At 41.0% G+C, this 16,093-nt stretch carries 17 protein-coding genes; 5 read left to right on the top strand and 12 right to left on the bottom strand.

The genetic code is table 11. The features are described 5' to 3' along the window. Positions 1-303 precede the first annotated feature (303 nt). On the bottom strand, positions 304-753 hold the full coding sequence (locus tag GQS54_RS04715; protein ID WP_166422871.1) for a thioesterase family protein: 450 nt from the start codon (positions 751-753) through the stop codon (positions 304-306). 236 nt (positions 754-989) lie between these two features. Then, the gene (locus GQS54_RS04710) at positions 990-1,778 is read right to left on the bottom strand and encodes a rhomboid family intramembrane serine protease (protein WP_166422870.1); all 789 of its coding nucleotides are present in this window, start codon (positions 1,776-1,778) and stop codon (positions 990-992) included. A gap of 225 nt (positions 1,779-2,003) precedes the next feature. Here GQS54_RS04710 and GQS54_RS04705 point away from each other — a divergent pair, with 225 nt between their 5' ends. Genes GQS54_RS04705 through GQS54_RS04690 form a run of 4 tightly spaced genes read left to right on the top strand, consistent with a single transcriptional unit; the run spans position 2,004 to position 4,344 of the window. Next, positions 2,004-2,348: an ArsC family reductase gene (locus tag GQS54_RS04705; RefSeq protein ID WP_205967624.1), complete on the top strand. Its 345-nt coding sequence runs from the start codon at positions 2,004-2,006 to the stop codon at positions 2,346-2,348. Further along, positions 2,345-3,475 (top strand): succinyl-diaminopimelate desuccinylase, encoded by a 1,131-nt coding sequence (gene dapE / locus GQS54_RS04700; protein WP_166422869.1) that lies wholly within the window; start codon positions 2,345-2,347, stop codon positions 3,473-3,475. The genes GQS54_RS04705 and dapE overlap by 4 nt, the downstream gene beginning before the upstream one ends. Beyond that, positions 3,472-4,152 carry a M15 family metallopeptidase gene (locus GQS54_RS04695; RefSeq protein WP_166422868.1) on the top strand — a complete coding sequence of 227 codons (681 nt, stop codon included), beginning with the start codon at positions 3,472-3,474 and terminating at the stop codon, positions 4,150-4,152. Before dapE ends, GQS54_RS04695 begins: the two co-directional genes overlap by 4 nt. A 33-nt stretch (positions 4,153-4,185) precedes the next feature. Beyond that, a complete protein-coding gene (locus GQS54_RS04690; protein ID WP_166422867.1) occupies positions 4,186-4,344 on the top strand; it encodes a DUF2897 family protein in 159 nt (52 codons plus the stop codon). A gap of 106 nt (positions 4,345-4,450) precedes the next feature. On the opposite strand, the gene GQS54_RS04685 is transcribed toward GQS54_RS04690, so the two are convergent. The 10 genes from GQS54_RS04685 to GQS54_RS04640 all read right to left on the bottom strand — a co-directional run bounded on the left by GQS54_RS04685 (position 4,451) and on the right by GQS54_RS04640 (position 15,571). Then, on the bottom strand, positions 4,451-4,777 hold the full coding sequence (locus GQS54_RS04685; RefSeq protein ID WP_158769901.1) for a heavy metal-binding domain-containing protein: 327 nt from the start codon (positions 4,775-4,777) through the stop codon (positions 4,451-4,453). 104 nt (positions 4,778-4,881) lie between these two features. Further along, the gene (gene astE / locus GQS54_RS04680; protein WP_166422866.1) at positions 4,882-5,934 is read right to left on the bottom strand and encodes a succinylglutamate desuccinylase; all 1,053 of its coding nucleotides are present in this window, start codon (positions 5,932-5,934) and stop codon (positions 4,882-4,884) included. 63 nt (positions 5,935-5,997) lie between these two features. After that, on the bottom strand, positions 5,998-7,335 hold the full coding sequence (locus GQS54_RS04675) for a bifunctional diguanylate cyclase/phosphodiesterase (protein ID WP_166422865.1): 1,338 nt from the start codon (positions 7,333-7,335) through the stop codon (positions 5,998-6,000). A 161-nt stretch (positions 7,336-7,496) separates the two neighbouring features. After that, a complete protein-coding gene (locus tag GQS54_RS04670) occupies positions 7,497-9,992 on the bottom strand; it encodes a glycogen/starch/alpha-glucan phosphorylase (protein WP_166422864.1) in 2,496 nt (831 codons plus the stop codon). 209 nt (positions 9,993-10,201) lie between these two features. Continuing rightward, on the bottom strand, positions 10,202-11,851 hold the full coding sequence (gene pgm / locus GQS54_RS04665; protein WP_166422863.1) for a phosphoglucomutase (alpha-D-glucose-1,6-bisphosphate-dependent): 1,650 nt from the start codon (positions 11,849-11,851) through the stop codon (positions 10,202-10,204). A gap of 13 nt (positions 11,852-11,864) precedes the next feature. Beyond that, positions 11,865-12,386 carry a Negative modulator of initiation of replication gene (locus tag GQS54_RS04660; protein ID WP_166422862.1) on the bottom strand — a complete coding sequence of 174 codons (522 nt, stop codon included), beginning with the start codon at positions 12,384-12,386 and terminating at the stop codon, positions 11,865-11,867. A 167-nt stretch (positions 12,387-12,553) separates the two neighbouring features. Next, positions 12,554-13,624: a 23S rRNA (cytidine(2498)-2'-O)-methyltransferase RlmM gene (gene rlmM / locus GQS54_RS04655; RefSeq protein WP_166422861.1), complete on the bottom strand. Its 1,071-nt coding sequence runs from the start codon at positions 13,622-13,624 to the stop codon at positions 12,554-12,556. Between the two features lie 3 nt (positions 13,625-13,627). Next, positions 13,628-13,999, bottom strand: coding sequence for a DUF423 domain-containing protein (locus tag GQS54_RS04650; RefSeq protein WP_166422860.1), 372 nt, complete (start codon positions 13,997-13,999; stop codon positions 13,628-13,630). Positions 14,000-14,055: 56 nt separating this feature from the next. Continuing rightward, positions 14,056-14,676: an alpha/beta family hydrolase gene (locus GQS54_RS04645; protein ID WP_166422859.1), complete on the bottom strand. Its 621-nt coding sequence runs from the start codon at positions 14,674-14,676 to the stop codon at positions 14,056-14,058. After that, positions 14,663-15,571, bottom strand: coding sequence for a transcriptional regulator GcvA (locus tag GQS54_RS04640; RefSeq protein WP_166422858.1), 909 nt, complete (start codon positions 15,569-15,571; stop codon positions 14,663-14,665). The genes GQS54_RS04645 and GQS54_RS04640 overlap by 14 nt, the downstream gene beginning before the upstream one ends. A 219-nt stretch (positions 15,572-15,790) precedes the next feature. On the opposite strand from GQS54_RS04640, the gene GQS54_RS04635 reads away from it, so the two are divergent. Beyond that, positions 15,791-16,078: a hypothetical protein gene (locus GQS54_RS04635; RefSeq protein WP_166422857.1), complete on the top strand. Its 288-nt coding sequence runs from the start codon at positions 15,791-15,793 to the stop codon at positions 16,076-16,078. Positions 16,079-16,093: the final 15 nt, after the last annotated feature.

The following is a 16,093-nucleotide window of genomic DNA, read 5'->3' as shown; positions in this document are numbered from 1 at the left end:
GGGCGGTCTATGTTAATAAATAGTTAGTCGCCACATTCGTAAGACTATCCTTTGTAACAATATGGAAACAAGTTTTTGCATACGTATTCAGCCCCTTTCACGGGTATTATGGTTGAGATACGCGGGGAAAATATCGGTATATTCGCAAGATTACGAACAAATCTAGCTGCGAGTGAACAACGTTTAACGCGATAAACCAGTTGGTCAAATGAGATGTGTGTCACGAGTAGCATAATATCAATGTAGTATTATGATAAATCCAATATTGCTCTACTCGTGGTAATTAACCTTTGAGGTAGGTGTTTAGTCAACGAGGGTTACACCAGCATGATTTATCAACACCGCTTGAGCAGGGGTAGAAAATGCGTCTTTCAACGAATCGGGAATGGACACTTTACTGAACTTTTCAGCGTCCACACATACATAAGTTATATCGGCACTGACAATTAGCCTGTCAGTCTCATGATGGAATAACAGCACCTGGCATGTGAAGGAAGTATTACCGACCTTTTGAACTGTCACACTTGCACGCACAATATCATCAAAGCGAGCAGACGATTTCCAATTGATATTTAAATTTACGACTTGTGTGTCAACACCTTGTTTTATCAACTGATCGAAACCGCCATAGAAGGCTCTGAAATATTCCGTCATGGTGATATCCACATAGTCGCCATAACGCGCATTAAAGACCACACTTTGTGCGTCACACTCACCATAACGCACTCTAAAAAAGTAATTAAAATCCAGCATATAAAATCATTACAAATAATTAACATTAAACAACATACTACTGGGTTGTCACTAAAAAGCCTAGACAAAAGTTGAGTTAAAACAAACAGTAACCCTAATATATCAATAACCTATCGGTTGGCTTTATAAATAGTTGCGGACAATATGAAAAAAAAGTTTGGTTACGCATAACTTAAATCTGGCGTTAGGCACTCTATGTGTGTCTTAATTTTACACTGTATATAAAACATTGTTGATTACGATGGATATTGTTTATCGTTAGAATTTTGATTACGTAAATCGTCAGCTAATAGGTCATTTACTTGACTAGAATGTCGAACAGGCGGTGCTTTGACATTTGAGTTAGTCTGTTCATTCAATGCTGTATTACTCCCTTTATTACTACCTGTGTCACGCCACTCATCGCCGATAATAGGGTCATCTACTTCACGTGCGTCTTGCTCCCACGAATAGGGTTTATCTTGCTGTTTGGGGTCTAGCCGATACCAAATTAATGCGACCAGTGCCCCACTTATACCGCCAAACAAATGATACTCAAAAGAAATACCGGGCTCTCGGGGGAAAATACTCATCGTCATTCCTCCGTACATAAAAAACGCAATCATCATAATAGCCACAGAGGACTTATCTCTGCGTAATATTCCCACCACTAATAAATAGAAGAAAATCCCGTGGGTGATCCCACTGACTCCTAAGTGGTATGCATCTCTTGCGAAAATCCACACGCCAAGTCCTGACAACAGCCATACACTTAAAAGTACACGCAGTCGCGAGCGCGGATAGCCATATAATAGAGCGGTTAACAACACTAACAATGGCAGACTATTACTGTAAATATGTTCAAGCGAGCCGTGGATCAGCGGTGCCGTAACAATCCCCAGTGCACTACTTAATTTATGAGGGTATATAGCGAACATGTGTAAATCCAAGGAGAATAAAATCTCAGCGGATTTAATACACCACAACAACACTACGAATGCGCTACTGGCTAAAATACTGTTGGATAAGCGTTTTGAAAAGTTCATTTATTTAATGTGTGGTACAAAATCCGGATTAAAAGTCTTAAAGCCAATTAATACACAATAAAAATCAACTACCTCATAACGAAACGATAGTGAAGTCAACGAAAGAAAAACAGCAGATGGCTATTCGCCACAAATTTACCACTAAACTGGTTTTCCTCTTTACGCTAGCGGCCCAATCTCGCTATAGTTAACGGCTAAGTTCTCTTATCAGGTGATGAATATATAATGACCACTATGTACGGTATAAAAAATTGCGACACCATTAAGAAGGCACGAAAATGGTTAAGTTCGAATGATATAGAATATCAATTTCATGATTATCGCGCCGACGGTTTAGATCCAAAATGGTTGGCGGACGTTGAATCCGTTGTGGGATGGGAATCGCTTTTGAATAAGCGAGGTACGACGTTCCGTCAATTATCAGATGCGCAAAAGGAAAACTTAAATAAGGACACTGCGCTCGCTTTGATGCTTGAAGCGCCTGCGATAATAAAGCGCCCCCTACTGATCCACCAAGACCATCATATTGTTGGATTCAAAGATGCCGTATACCAAGAGATGTTTAAATGAGCTGTGAAGTATTAGCACTAACCAAAGAATTAATTAACCGTCAATCTGTCACACCAAATGACGCTGGCTGTCAGCAGTTAATGGCTGATTATCTAAACCCACTAGGTTTTATAATTGAGCCCTTGGTGTTTGAAGATACGACTAATATGTGGGCGCGCAAAGGCAATTCAGGTCCTCTATTTTGTTTTGCTGGGCACACTGACGTAGTACCAAGTGGCCCCGCTGATAAATGGATATTCCCTCCGTTTGTTGCGACTGAACATGACGGTCAAATATATGGACGCGGCGCAGCTGATATGAAAGGAAGCCTTGCTGCAATGTTAGTAGCGACTAAATCCTTCGTTACAAAGCACCCAAGCCATAGCGGTTCAATTGCCTTTCTTATTACGAGTGACGAAGAAGGCCCATTTATAAATGGTACGACACGGGTTATTGATACACTTGAAGCGCGAAACGAGAAAATGACATGGTGCTTGGTAGGCGAGCCATCAAGCACAAACGAAGTCGGTGATGTAGTTAAAAATGGCCGTCGTGGCTCATTAACAGGTGATATTACTGTTAAAGGAATTCAAGGGCATGTGGCCTACCCTCATTTAGCTAAAAACCCTATTCATCTTTCAGCCCCAGCATTTGCAGAGCTTGCGAATACCCATTGGGATAACGGTAATGCTTCATTCCCACCAACCAGCTTTCAAGTATCGAATATCAACTCAGGTACCGGCGCCGGAAATGTAATACCAGGGGAATTGACAGCATGTTTTAACTTTCGCTTTTCCACTGAAGTGACTGACCAACAACTAATTGAACGCGTTACACATATCTTAGATAAATACGATTTTGAATATCACATTCATTGGACATTCAACGGTCAACCATTTTTGACCGATTCAGGTAAATTGGTAGAAGCAACCCAAGGCGCCATAAAAGCCATTACTGGCAGAGAAACGGAACTGTCCACTGCCGGGGGTACTTCAGACGGACGTTTTATCGCCCCTACTGGCGCACAAGTTATTGAATTGGGACCAGTGAATGCGACAATCCATAAAATTAATGAAAATGTCAAAATTACCGATTTAGCCGAATTGGCCAAAATATATGAAGGCATTCTAGAAAGGTTGTTAGCTTGATAACAACTCAACATGCGTTAGGGCTTGATGCTTCGCACTTGTGTGAAGCACAAGACGGTCATCGCCTTGAAAAACAAACCTATGATGCTTTTCTGTTGATGCAACAAGCAGCTAAAAAAGACAATGTTAACATTAACATCGCCAGTAGCTATCGAGATTTTCATCGGCAGAAATTTATATGGGATCAGAAGTGGCAAGGCTTACGTCCCCTTTATGCACCCAATGGTAGCTTGCTTGATAACGCTAGCTTGTCTGAAGAGAAAAAATTAGCCGCAATATTAACGTGGTCTGCGTTGCCCGGAGCAAGCCGACATCACTGGGGCACAGACTTAGATATATTTGACAGCCATGCCATAGAGCGTTCAGGTAAAAAATTACAACTCGTGCCCGATGAATATAGTGTCAATGGCCCTTGTGGTGCTCTTAGTGAGTGGTTAGTTGATCATGCGGAAAAATTTGATTTTTATCTGCCCTACTCTTTTTATAATGGAGGAGTTTCAACTGAACCGTGGCATATTAGTTATCAGCCAGTGGCGAATAAGATACAACAACTCCACACACTAGATGCTTTACAAACTGTCTTGGCTAAAGAAGACATCAGCGGACGAAACTATGTGCTATCTCGATTGCCAATGATTTATCACAAGTACATACTCAATCGCGGTATAGATGCGTAAATCATGGGCATCAGCCTAACAATCGGATAAATAATGAATATTTGGATCGTCGTCGCCATCATCGTTGTCGTACTGGGATTTATTCTCGGTAATATATTTTTATTGCAGCAAAGTGCTAAAGCCAAGTTACCTAAGCCAAGTAAAGACAACAATAAGAACTTTGACGATGAAGATGACTGGGAAAACAAGTAATAGACAGCGCGGTTTAGACTAATAATATTTCCCAAATCATTAACGTTTTTTATTGAATTACGCTTTTTATGTATTGATGATTCAAGCAATAGTCTGCGTGTAACAGTTAAAGATCATCACACTTAACGGCGGTTCCACTGATACTAACCATCAGCATACTGCCGCCTTTACCAACGACTTCGTAATCAATATCGATGCCTACGACAGCATTTGCCCCCATTGCACGCGCTTCAGCTTCTAGTTCACGAAAGCCAATTTGTCGGGCGTTAGTTAACTCGTCTTCATACGCGCCTGAACGGCCACCGACTACATCACGGATTGCGGCGAAAATATCTTTAAACACATTTGCACCCATTACGGCTTCGCCCACCACAATACCGCAATAACGTTCAATCTTTTTACCTTCGATGCTCGGGGTAGTTGTCATTATCATGTTGCTGTCCTTGAATTATCGAATTGACTGATACCTACGTTAGCAAAGAATATACTGATTACGTGCTGCCCGATTGCACATATTTGTAACAAAACCACTACAAATCAATCTAGCGTTGTAGGAATAACCGTTAAAATTGCGCGTTGACCAATTGCTACATTCGCATTGGGAAACACAACCGCTTCGCCATCATGAGACGTACGATACTCAACACCTGTCTCATGAGCCAATAACGTCCCCGCTGGAAAATCGCTAAAATTTGGTAAATCATCAGAAAAATCCAAGGAAAAGTCATGTTGGGTCTTATTAATCACCTGATTCACTTGATAAATTGAAAAATCGCTATTTTTAAAGGTCTTACTCGCTATGGTGTGTCCACAAATAAAGCGTTCCAATGTGTCTCGAACTTGACTAAAACGAGACATATCATTTTGTCCAAAAGGCAGTACTTTACCCAGCTCTACAGTAAAAGCGTGCGCGCCAAACTGGTGTGACGAGTAATAACTAAAGGTGGTCGTTGTACTACCAGATAGTAAAAACGTATCAACGCCACAGGCTAATAAGAAACTTAACTGTTCTCTACTATGGGCTTTACCGTGTAGAAATGGATAGACCGCAAATTTTTCATTCTTTGAAGGACGAATAGCGGTGTGCAAATCGTAATGATAACGTTCTTCTGAATTTTCTTCTGCCCGATAAAAATGGCTGACGGCATGTTCTAATTCTTTTGCTCTTGAGCATTCATAGCTATTTTGATTCACCTCAGCGCTCGCATGGGCACCACTAAACAAACGATTTAAATTTTCATCAATAAACCGAGTGGCGCTATCCATGGCGGGTAAATTACCAAAGATAAATAGTACCCTATGGGCTAGGGCTATTTTCTCCATCAAAATGTCAACCACGTAATGGTCACATATCTCGATGGGTGCGGTTTCATTTCCATGGATCCCACTAGACAAAACGATGGATTTGCCACCTGTTATTCGTGGTGTAAAAGAAAGAATACCGGGACCTAGAACATCCACCTTAGTCCCATTATCTAATGAAAAGGTTATGCTGTTTTTAAACACGTCAGGTTGACTGCGCGACAATGCTAGAAACTGTCCGGTCTCACGTAAATGCTTTATTATTGAACTGCTATCTTGTATTTGCATAAATGCTCTTAATAACGCTACTACCATGCGCCTTGAATAATCATATATTACAAAGGCCAGTAACTAATTGAAATGACTCACTGACTTATCCGTATCAATTGAACGCACATGAGAATTACCGACCATAAAATCTTGTTGGGTTAATACGATAAAATCCTTTAATGGCACGGCACGGGAAAATAGAAAGCCTTGGCCTTCCATAATGCCAATTTCACGCAATATGTGAAGTTGATGGATATTTTCAATCCCCTCAGCGACGACTTCACACTTCGCTGCTTTTGCAATTAATTTCGACGCTTCAATTACGGCGCGGTTAATCGGACTTTCAGCGAGTTCCATAACAAAAGTTTTATCAATTTTTATGGTGTCCAATTCTATATTGCGCATATAAGCGAGATTGGAATAACCCTTTCCAAAGTCATCTATGGCCACTGACACACCTAGTGCACGAATTTGGGACAATTGTGATGTCACCACAAAGGAATTAGAGAGGGCAACGTCCTCGGTTAATTCAATTTCAATCCGGCGTAAGTCAACGTTATATATACGCGCAAATTCAGCTAAGTGATCGACAAAGTTAGGATCGTACAATTGTGTCGGTGACATATTAACTGAAAGCTTTAAGTGAATATTGAGATCGTAAAGGTGTTTTGCTCCTTTAAATGCTGCTTCTAATACCCAATAACCCATTTCGTTCATCATGTTGTATGATTCAGCAGCTTCAATTAGCGCGCCTGGAAACAAAATGCCATCTAGGGGATGGTTCCAGCGCAATAAACATTCAGCCCCAGTAATTTGTAAGGTACGTAGATTAACTTTCGGCTGAAAATAGATCTCTAATTCGTCTTGAGCTAAGGCACGTTTTAAGTCTGCCTTTAGGGTAATCGACCTGCTGTTATCTGGCTTATCTATTAAGCTCATATAACAGAAATTATCATAACGATTTTGCTTGGCTTGTTTAAGTGCGGCTTCTACTCTGGTGAAAAACTGACTGGCTGCAATTTCGGACTCTTCATTCGATACACCGCCAACATTAAAATCAGCAATAAAAGAATGATCGCCCACCGCAATTGGTGTCTTGAAGTGTTCGATAAGATGGATATAAAAGCGTTGTAACTGTATCTGACTAAACTTACCGGGAATTACCAAACCGAAAATATCACCGCTGATACGTCCTAGATGAGCATCATGCCCAGCGAATATATAATTTATGCGGTTAGCTATATTGAGCAGCAGTTCATCACCGAGTTCATAACCAAAGCTACTACTGACGTCCGAAAAGCGTACTACATCAATTAAAAGCATAGAATGATGGGGATGGCGCTTAAGCATTTCGTCGATCTGTTTTAAAAACACATGACGATTAGGTAACGTTCGCAACGAATCATGGACTGGTATCATGCAGCTATATGAACCCCAAATACATCAGACACTAAGTGTCTATTTTTAGTAGGAATAAAAGCCCAAAAATGCAATTTGGGCTTTCCATATAATACCTTAGTCTACAGGAAAATGGCTGGGGTTAAAGCCATTCTGTGGTTAAAAGTACTAACGCTATATTACTACTCCACTTTGCAAGGTGTCAGTTTCCAGATACGTTCAACATAATCTTTAATTGAGCGGTCGGAAGTAAACTTGCCCATGCGTGCGGTGTTTAAAATAGCCATTTTGGCCCATCTATCTTTGTCTTTGTATGCTTTATCAGCAAGCGCTTGTGCGTCGCTGTATGAAGCGAAATCTGCTAGTACTTTGTAAGGGTCACCCCCTTCTAGCATACTGCGTTTTAGTGAAGACAATGCACCAGGCTTGCCTGGTGTAAAATAATCACTGTCTAACCAATCGAGTACCGCTTTGAGTTCACTATTATTATCGTAATAGTCAAATGGGTTGTAGCCCTTTAGTTCAAGCGCTTCTATTTCACTGACCGTCAGACCGAATATAAAGATATTCTCGTCCCCTACTTCCTCAGCAATTTCAATATTCGCCCCATCTAACGTACCAACGGTTAACGCACCATTTAATGATAACTTCATATTACCTGTACCAGAAGCCTCTTTACCTGCTGTCGATATTTGTTCAGAGATATCCGCTGCAGGTATCATTTTTTCAGCCAGACTAACGCGGTAATTCGGTAGGAAAACAACCTTTAATTTGTGATTAACACGATGATCATTATTTATCTTGTCTGCTACTTTGTTAATCGCAAATATAATATCTTTAGCCAATTTATAGCCTGGTGCTGCTTTCGCCCCAAATAAAAATACTCGTGGATGTATGTCATAATTAGGATTGGCTAATAAACGGCGGTACAAGGCCATGATATGTAAAAGATTTAAATGTTGACGCTTGTATTCATGCAGTCGCTTGATTTGAATATCGAATATAGCGTTTGGATCAATTTCTATCCCTGTTAACTTAAGCACTTCTTGCGTCAATTTTACCTTATTGTCGCGCTTAATTTGCATAAACTGTTTTTGAAATTTAGCATCATCAGCAAAATTAGCCAGCTCTTGCAGTTTATCTAGATGCAATGGCCAATCTTGGCCGATTTTCCCATCTATTAAATGAGACAACGCAGGATTACAGGCCTTTAACCAACGACGAGGGGTAATTCCATTCGTCACATTGGTCAATTTACCAGGCCACATTTGATTAAACTCAGGAAAAAGATCTTTTTTAACCAATTCAGAATGGATTTCAGCTACACCATTGACTGCAAAGGAGCCAATGACCGATAAGTTGCCCATGCGGACCATTTTTTCATGGCCCTCTTCGATAATGGATAATTTCTTTTTAATGGCATTATCGCCAGGCCAAACAGCCTCGACTTCCTCCATAAATCTATGATTGATTTCATAAATTATTTCTAAATGGCGTGGCAATATTTTTTCGAACATACGAGCAGGCCATTTCTCTAATGCTTCAGGCAGTAAAGTATGGTTAGTATAGGCAAATGTTTTGCTACAAATACTCCAAGCGTATTCCCAATCAAGCTCTGCCCGGTCGATCAATATACGCATTAGTTCCGGTATCGCTACCGCAGGATGCGTGTCGTTTAGCTGGATAACAACTTGCTCTGAAAAACGACTCCAATCATCGCCGTGCGCCCGTTTATAACGACGAATGATATCTTTTAGTGAGCATGCACTAAAAAAGTATTGTTGAATAAGACGTAGTTCTTTACCTACCTCGGTTTCGTCGTTGGGATACAATACTTTTGAGATTGTTTCAGCTTGGACATTTTCTTTTTGCGCATCAACATAGCCACCGGCGTTAAACACATCCCAGTTAAAGTAATCGGATGCTTGGCTTTGCCATAAACGTAAAACATTTACCGTTTTACCGCCGTACCCTACCACCGGAATATCCCAAGGTAGTCCTTTTACAATCAGTCCGGGGTGCCATTCTTTATTTATACGGCCATTTTCTCCGTATTTTGTTTCAACATATCCATACAGTGGAATATCTTGAATAGATTCAGGGCGGCAAATCTCCCAAGGATTTCCGTAATCACGCCAGCTGTCAGGACGCTCTATTTGCTCACCATTTTGTATTTCTTGACGAAATAAACCATGTTCGTAATGCAAACCGTAACCGACTGCGGGTAAATCTAGGGTAGCAAGTGAATCAATAAAACAGGCGGCAAGACGGCCAAGGCCGCCATTGCCCAAGGCCATATCCTGCTCTTCTTCCATAATATCTGTTAGGTTTACGCCCAATTCATTTAGCGCTTTTTCAGCCGGTTCAAAAAGACCTAAGTTATGTAAATTATTCGAGGTTAGTCGACCCATTAAAAATTCAGCTGAAAAATAGTGAACCGCACGAGTATCGTTCATATAGTGAGATTTTTGTGTTTTACGCAGCCCTTCCAACACGTGTTCTTGCACAGAAGCACAGGTCGCCTTCCACCATGCATGATTATTCGCTTTGTTTTCGTCAGTTCCTAAAGAACAATGCAAATGTTTAACGATAGCCGCCTTCAGTTCATTTTTATTAAGTCCAGCAGGACTCACTGTTACCGCTTTTTTTGCGTTTCGTTTCACAGGTTTTACTGCCATTGTGTTACCTCAATCCAAACATGTTATTAAATGGTTAATATCCTGACGATAAAACCCGTAATAAAATTACAAAAATTAACTGAGGATAGTTTTAGCAGGTAAATCGGAAATTTTCTGTTAAAAATATGTTAACACAATAAAAAAGACGGTTGAATACGTATTCAACCGTCTAATAATACTGATAAAGATACATTTATTTTACAGGAGTATTACATGACATTGGCAAATATACGCGCCACTAGTTTTTGTGCTTCATCGATCAAAAGTTGTAAATGCTTTTCACCATTGAAACTCTCAGCATAAATTTTATATATTTCCTCAGTGCCTGAAGGACGGGCGGCAAACCAACCATTCTCAGTAGCGACTTTAACACCACCGATTGCAGCGTTGTTTCCAGATGCATGTGTCTGTATTGAAACAATAGGCTCCCCCGCTAACTCTTTAGATGTGATCGCATTTTTGTCGGTTTTACTAAGGGCTTGTTTTTGAGCATGAGTTGCGGGTACATCGATACGTGTATAAAGAGGTGAACCAAATTTAGCGGTAAACGCTTGATAGTGCTCGCTGGGATCTTTGCCCGTAACCGCCAAAATTTCAGCCGCTAACAAACATAGAATGATACCGTCTTTATCTGTCGCCCATGGCTTACCGTTGCGTCGTAAAAATATGCCACCTGCACTTTCTTCGCCGGCAAATCCAAATTCGCTGTTGAGCATACCTTGAACAAACCATTTAAAACCAACAGGCATTTCAGCAACCGTTAAACCAGCATCCTGTGCAACGCGGTCAATCATACTACTAGAAACAAGGGTCTTTCCGACCTTTAAGCCAGCAGGCCAATCTTTACGATGGGAGTACAAATACTCAATTGCCACCGCAAGATAATGATTAGGATTCATCAAACCGCCTGTTTTGGTCACGATGCCGTGACGATCAAAATCAGGATCATTACCAAATGCTAAGTCGAAACGGTCTTTTAGAGCAATTAGCCCCGCCATAGCATAAGGCGAAGAACAGTCCATGCGTAACTTGCCATCTTTATCACGGTGCATAAACCCAAATTGTTGGTCAACTTTAAGGTTAACCACTTCAATATTAAGACCATAGCGCTTGGATATTTTATCCCAGTAGTATAGACCGGCACCGCCAAGTGGATCAGTACCAAGCTTTAAACCAGCCTTGGCAATAGCTTCCATATCAATGACTTGGTCAAGTTGCGCTATATAGTCCTCAGAGAAATCGACTTCCTGAACTAAGCCAGTATCGTACGCTACTTGATACGCTATACGTTTCACGCCCTGCAAATCAGCTTGAATCAACTCGTTCGCTCTTGCTTGGATAAGGTTAGTTACATCACTGTCGGCAGGACCTCCGTGGGGCGGGTTATATTTAAAACCGCCGTCTTCTGGGGGATTATGCGAAGGTGTAATCACTACGCCATCCGAAAAACCAGACGTTCTACCTTCGTTATAACCGAGAATTGCATGGCTAATTACAGGTGTTGGTGTATAGCCTCGGTCTTGTTGGACAACTAACTTGACCTGATTAGCAGCAAGCACTTCGATTGCCGTGGTAAATGCAGCTTCTGAAAGTGCGTGGGTATCCATGCCTACATACATCGGTCCATCAATATTATTGGCTTGACGATATTCAGCTAATGCTTGGCTAATAGCTGCAATATGAGTATCGGTGAAGCTACTTTTAAAGGAACTTCCGCGATGCCCAGATGTACCAAAAGTAACGGCTTGGCTGACGTCATTTTTGTCAGGTTTGTTGCTGTAATAGGCACTAATTAATTGAGCAACGTTTACGAGTTGTTCTTGTGATGCTGGTTTACCTGCTTCTGGGTGAATAGCCATATCGATCCTTTAGTTAGTCTTCATATAATTCCGGGGCAAATAATACGGCTAAGCGGTGAGCGTCATTAGCGCTGTAGCCCAATACGTCAGCAACTTCTTTAATAAGAGATGCTTTTTTAGCGGTGTTGTTGTTGGTCATAACCCAAAATATAGACTCGCCTATCTGTTTAGGGTTAGTCACGCTACTGGCCTGTAACAAGGTGTCTTTGTCTTTAGCAAAGTACACTCTATTTCTACCACTTAGGGTGAGTACTTCATCGAATTGAGCACCGTGGATGGTTTCAAGTACCGACAAAATTTTCAAAAAGCGTTCTACCATTTTTGGGTATTCAAGCAATTCTTCAGTAGTAACCTGAGTAAATACATTTGCGCTAGGCGCTTTGGGTACACTGACCGCAGTCTTTAACGTTGGCTTCTGTACGCTATTTCCTGGCATTACAATACGACGTAATATATCTGATGCCGTCTCGCCTATGTGCTGGGTCTGTGACGCTATATAAGCGTATAAATCGTCTTCTATTTCAATGTTCTTCATTTATTGTCACTACACTGTCTATGTTCTGTTCATTATTATACTGATAGCAAACATCTGCGCACTGATTAATTCTGGCCTAATACCATTTTAATCATTTAATTTAAGCAGTTTAGGCTATTGTTTTCATATATTTTAATCCGTTTATCAGACCACGTATTAAGCAATAACTATGGCTTTAATCTGAGATGTACAGTCACTTCTTCCCGGTCGTGATATAAGTGTTTCACACTCAAATCATAAGGCCCTGCGTGATGTTGTTCAATACATTGGTCGATTATCGCTAAGGCTTCTTGTACCGATTCATAGCGTTTTTTCATCGGTAGCTTAAGATTAAATATACTTTCTTGGCAACGTTTGGTAGCCACCCAGGTCGCGATTAATTTTGCCACACGTTGGGGCTGCTCAATCATATCGCACACTAACCAATAAACATTATTACGGCGAGGTTGGAATTTAAAGCCGTCTTCAGGACAATAGCGCACTTGACCTGTGGCCATTAACGCCTCATCCATGGCGCCATTATCCACCGCCTCAACAAACATACCTCGTTTAACCAATTGATAAGTCCACCCGCCAGGACAAGCACCTAAATCAACTGCATGGAGTCCTCCGGATAAACGCTTGCCATGCTCCTTTTTAGGTATAAACAAGTGAAACGCTTCATCTAACTTTAACGTCGAGCGACTAGGTGCCTCGTTCGGAAACTTAAGACGAAGAATACCTAAGGGATAAGGCGAGTTATTTTGCGGATACGAATAACCAACAATGGCGGTGGTACTGTCTGAAAAATAAACATGACATACGGGCAATTTGCTGTGCTCTAGTGGCGTTAAAATACCCTTCGCACGTAACGTTTGTCTAAGTGGCACGCTTATCTTACGACAGAATTTTGATATCTCACGGCCATCTGTACTGTCAGCATGTTCAACGCGCAATTCTCCACATTGGGGAAATTCTATACACGCCTCGAGAATTGGCCCAATACGGTCGTTTGTATCTAGGGCTTCGCAGCGCTCACTAAATGCAAATATTTGACGCGCAAAGATCAAACTGGTTAACGCCAAAGATTTAGCTAATTTGTCCGCGTCTTCTGCTTGATAACAGTGAAATAGTACCAAGCCACTATTGACCTTTAGCTCTGGATAGCCAAAAACGTTTAGGCTAGCACTCTTTTCAATTACTTCATTCGCTAAGTCTTTCTCAAAGCCTGTACGACAATATAATGCTAAACCCGCCATTAATTATTTTAACCCTTTAACTGCTGAAAATATAAATATGGCCCATGCAATAATAAAGCACAGACCACCGATTGGCGTAATTGGGCCAAACCATTTAATACCAGTAATGGCCAATAGATATAAGCTACCACTGAATAATAAAATACCAGTGGTCATAAATGCGGCCGACCACGCTAACTGCGCACTAGGCATAACTTGCGCAACCAAGACCAACAAAATTAAGCCTAGGCTATGGTACATCTGGTATTGTACCCCAGTTTGAAATGCCGCAAGTAGGTTATCCGATAACTGACTTTTGAGGCCGTGGGCCGCAAAAGCACCCAATATAACCGCGAGCATGGCACCAAACGCACCGATGACTAAATAAATTTTCATACTAAGTTCCCTTTGTTCCAATATATCAAAGAGTCAATATGCTTTGATTGTGACGTTTACATCACCTTTTGCTGACGAATAAATTCGGCGCTGGCATCAATTGCACTAATGATGTGTTGTTCTTGACTAAATCCCGATTTTTTTCGCGGTTTGAAACTATGGTCCCCATCCGCCATAAAAATAGTTTCAATGTTCTTCGGAAGCCTATAGTCAGCCACCTCCTCTTGTGTACCAAAAGTATCACGACTGCCTTGCACCACCATTAAAGGCTTTTGCAAAGTATATAAATGTTCTGTACGCAATTTCTCCCGTTTACCAGGAGGATGAAACGGGTAGCCAAAACAGACAGCTCCGAGGGCGCTAGATTCTTCAAGTAACATGCTGGCAACTCGTCCGCCCATTGACTTACCACCAATGAAAAGCGGCAATGATGATTCGAGACCTGCTAGAATATAACTAAAGTACGACAGTAATTTTGGCATTCTATCAGGCGGTTGCCGGCGATTTAATGCCACTGCTCTTTGCATATATTCAAAATCAAAACGAATAACAGATATCTGCCGCTGTGAAAATAACGTCGCGGCTAAGGCCATAAAATCACTTTCCATGCCTGCGCCTGCTCCGTGCGCTAACACCAACTGCGCGATAGGATCTTGAGCTTCATTAATTAAAATCATCGTCTTCCTGTTCATCTTGCACTTGACTTTGCAACCATTGGAAAAAGGCGACTATTTTACCCAAATCGGCCTGTGACTGATGGCAAACAGCATAGTAGGCGTTTGTCGCAATCAGGCGCTCATCAAAAGGACAGACTAAGCGACCTGACTCAATTTCTGGGCGAGCAAGCACACTGTGACCAAGCGCAATTCCCTGACCTAACGCTGCAGCTTGTAAAACCAACATTGAATGACTGAAAATTGCGCCTTGGTTAACATTAATACCTGGGATTTTGAAGTGTTTAATCCAATTTTTCCATGCTTCTCTTGATGAATCATGCAGCAATAAATGATGACGCAAATCTTCTAGTTTTTCTAAAGGCTTTTGGCCCTGAAACAACAACGGTGAACACACGGGGGTTAAATATTCAGTATGTAGTTTTTGCGCATATACGTTAGGCCACTTACCGCGACCATAATATATAGCGACATCTACGTCGTCTGTTAAGAAGCCTTCATCGAAGTCGACTGCTTTTATGCGTATATCAATATCAGGGTTTGACTGACTGAATTGATTCAAGCGCGGAACTAACCATTGAATAGCAAAGCTGGGAGGTAAAGCAACCGTGATGGCTCCTTTTTCACCTCTGGCTAACAGCCGCTGTGTTGCCTCATGCATTGCCTGAAAGATATCTTTTAAATCTAGGTAATAACTCTGGCCTTCTTCAGTGAGTAGTAAGGAACGGTTTTTACGCATAAACAGTTTCATCGATAAAAACTCTTCTAGAGATTTTATTTGATGGCTTACTGCTGCCTGTGTCACAAACAATTCATCAGCAGCGCGCGTAAAGCTCAAATGGCGCGCAGCGGCTTCGAACGCTTTCAACGCATTGAGAGGAGGTAATCTACGACTCATAAATCTACGCAAGGATGAATTTGAAAAAATTGTATCACTATTAGTTTTTCTAATCCATTGCGATAGTTAATGTCATTTTAATAACAAAGTAAAACTGTATATTATTTAATCCGTCAAAGGTAAAAGCCCTTTTAAAACAAGGGTTAACATAATGCGTGTTTATTTAACATTTAGATAAACATGTTTACATAAAACATTAATATACTTTAGGTGTTAATCATGAAAAATAGAACAAATTTAGTTTTAAGCAGTTTATTTGCATTAGTATTCAGTCAACAGTCTTTCGCCCAAGAATTCGACCTTACGTCTATGTACGTTAGCGAACAAATTGAAGCTAGCTTACAAAGCATGCTAGCAGACATTAGCAGCACTAGCAGTACCCAAGGATTAAATAAAATCATTGCGGGTCTTGAAGAAAGCCTTAATGCTCAAGGTCAACAGGCTGTTGCGTTAACGAATAAAGAACGTGGTGGCAACGCCCCACAAACTGCGACGTTATCAGAATAACCTTAAATTAATCAT

The sequence above is a fragment of the Paraglaciecola sp. 20A4 genome (genome assembly GCF_011378905.1).
Classification (GTDB): domain Bacteria; phylum Pseudomonadota; class Gammaproteobacteria; order Enterobacterales; family Alteromonadaceae; genus Paraglaciecola.
The sequence above is the reverse complement of the archived record's forward strand: the minus strand, read 5'-3'. Positions and strand labels throughout refer to the sequence as shown.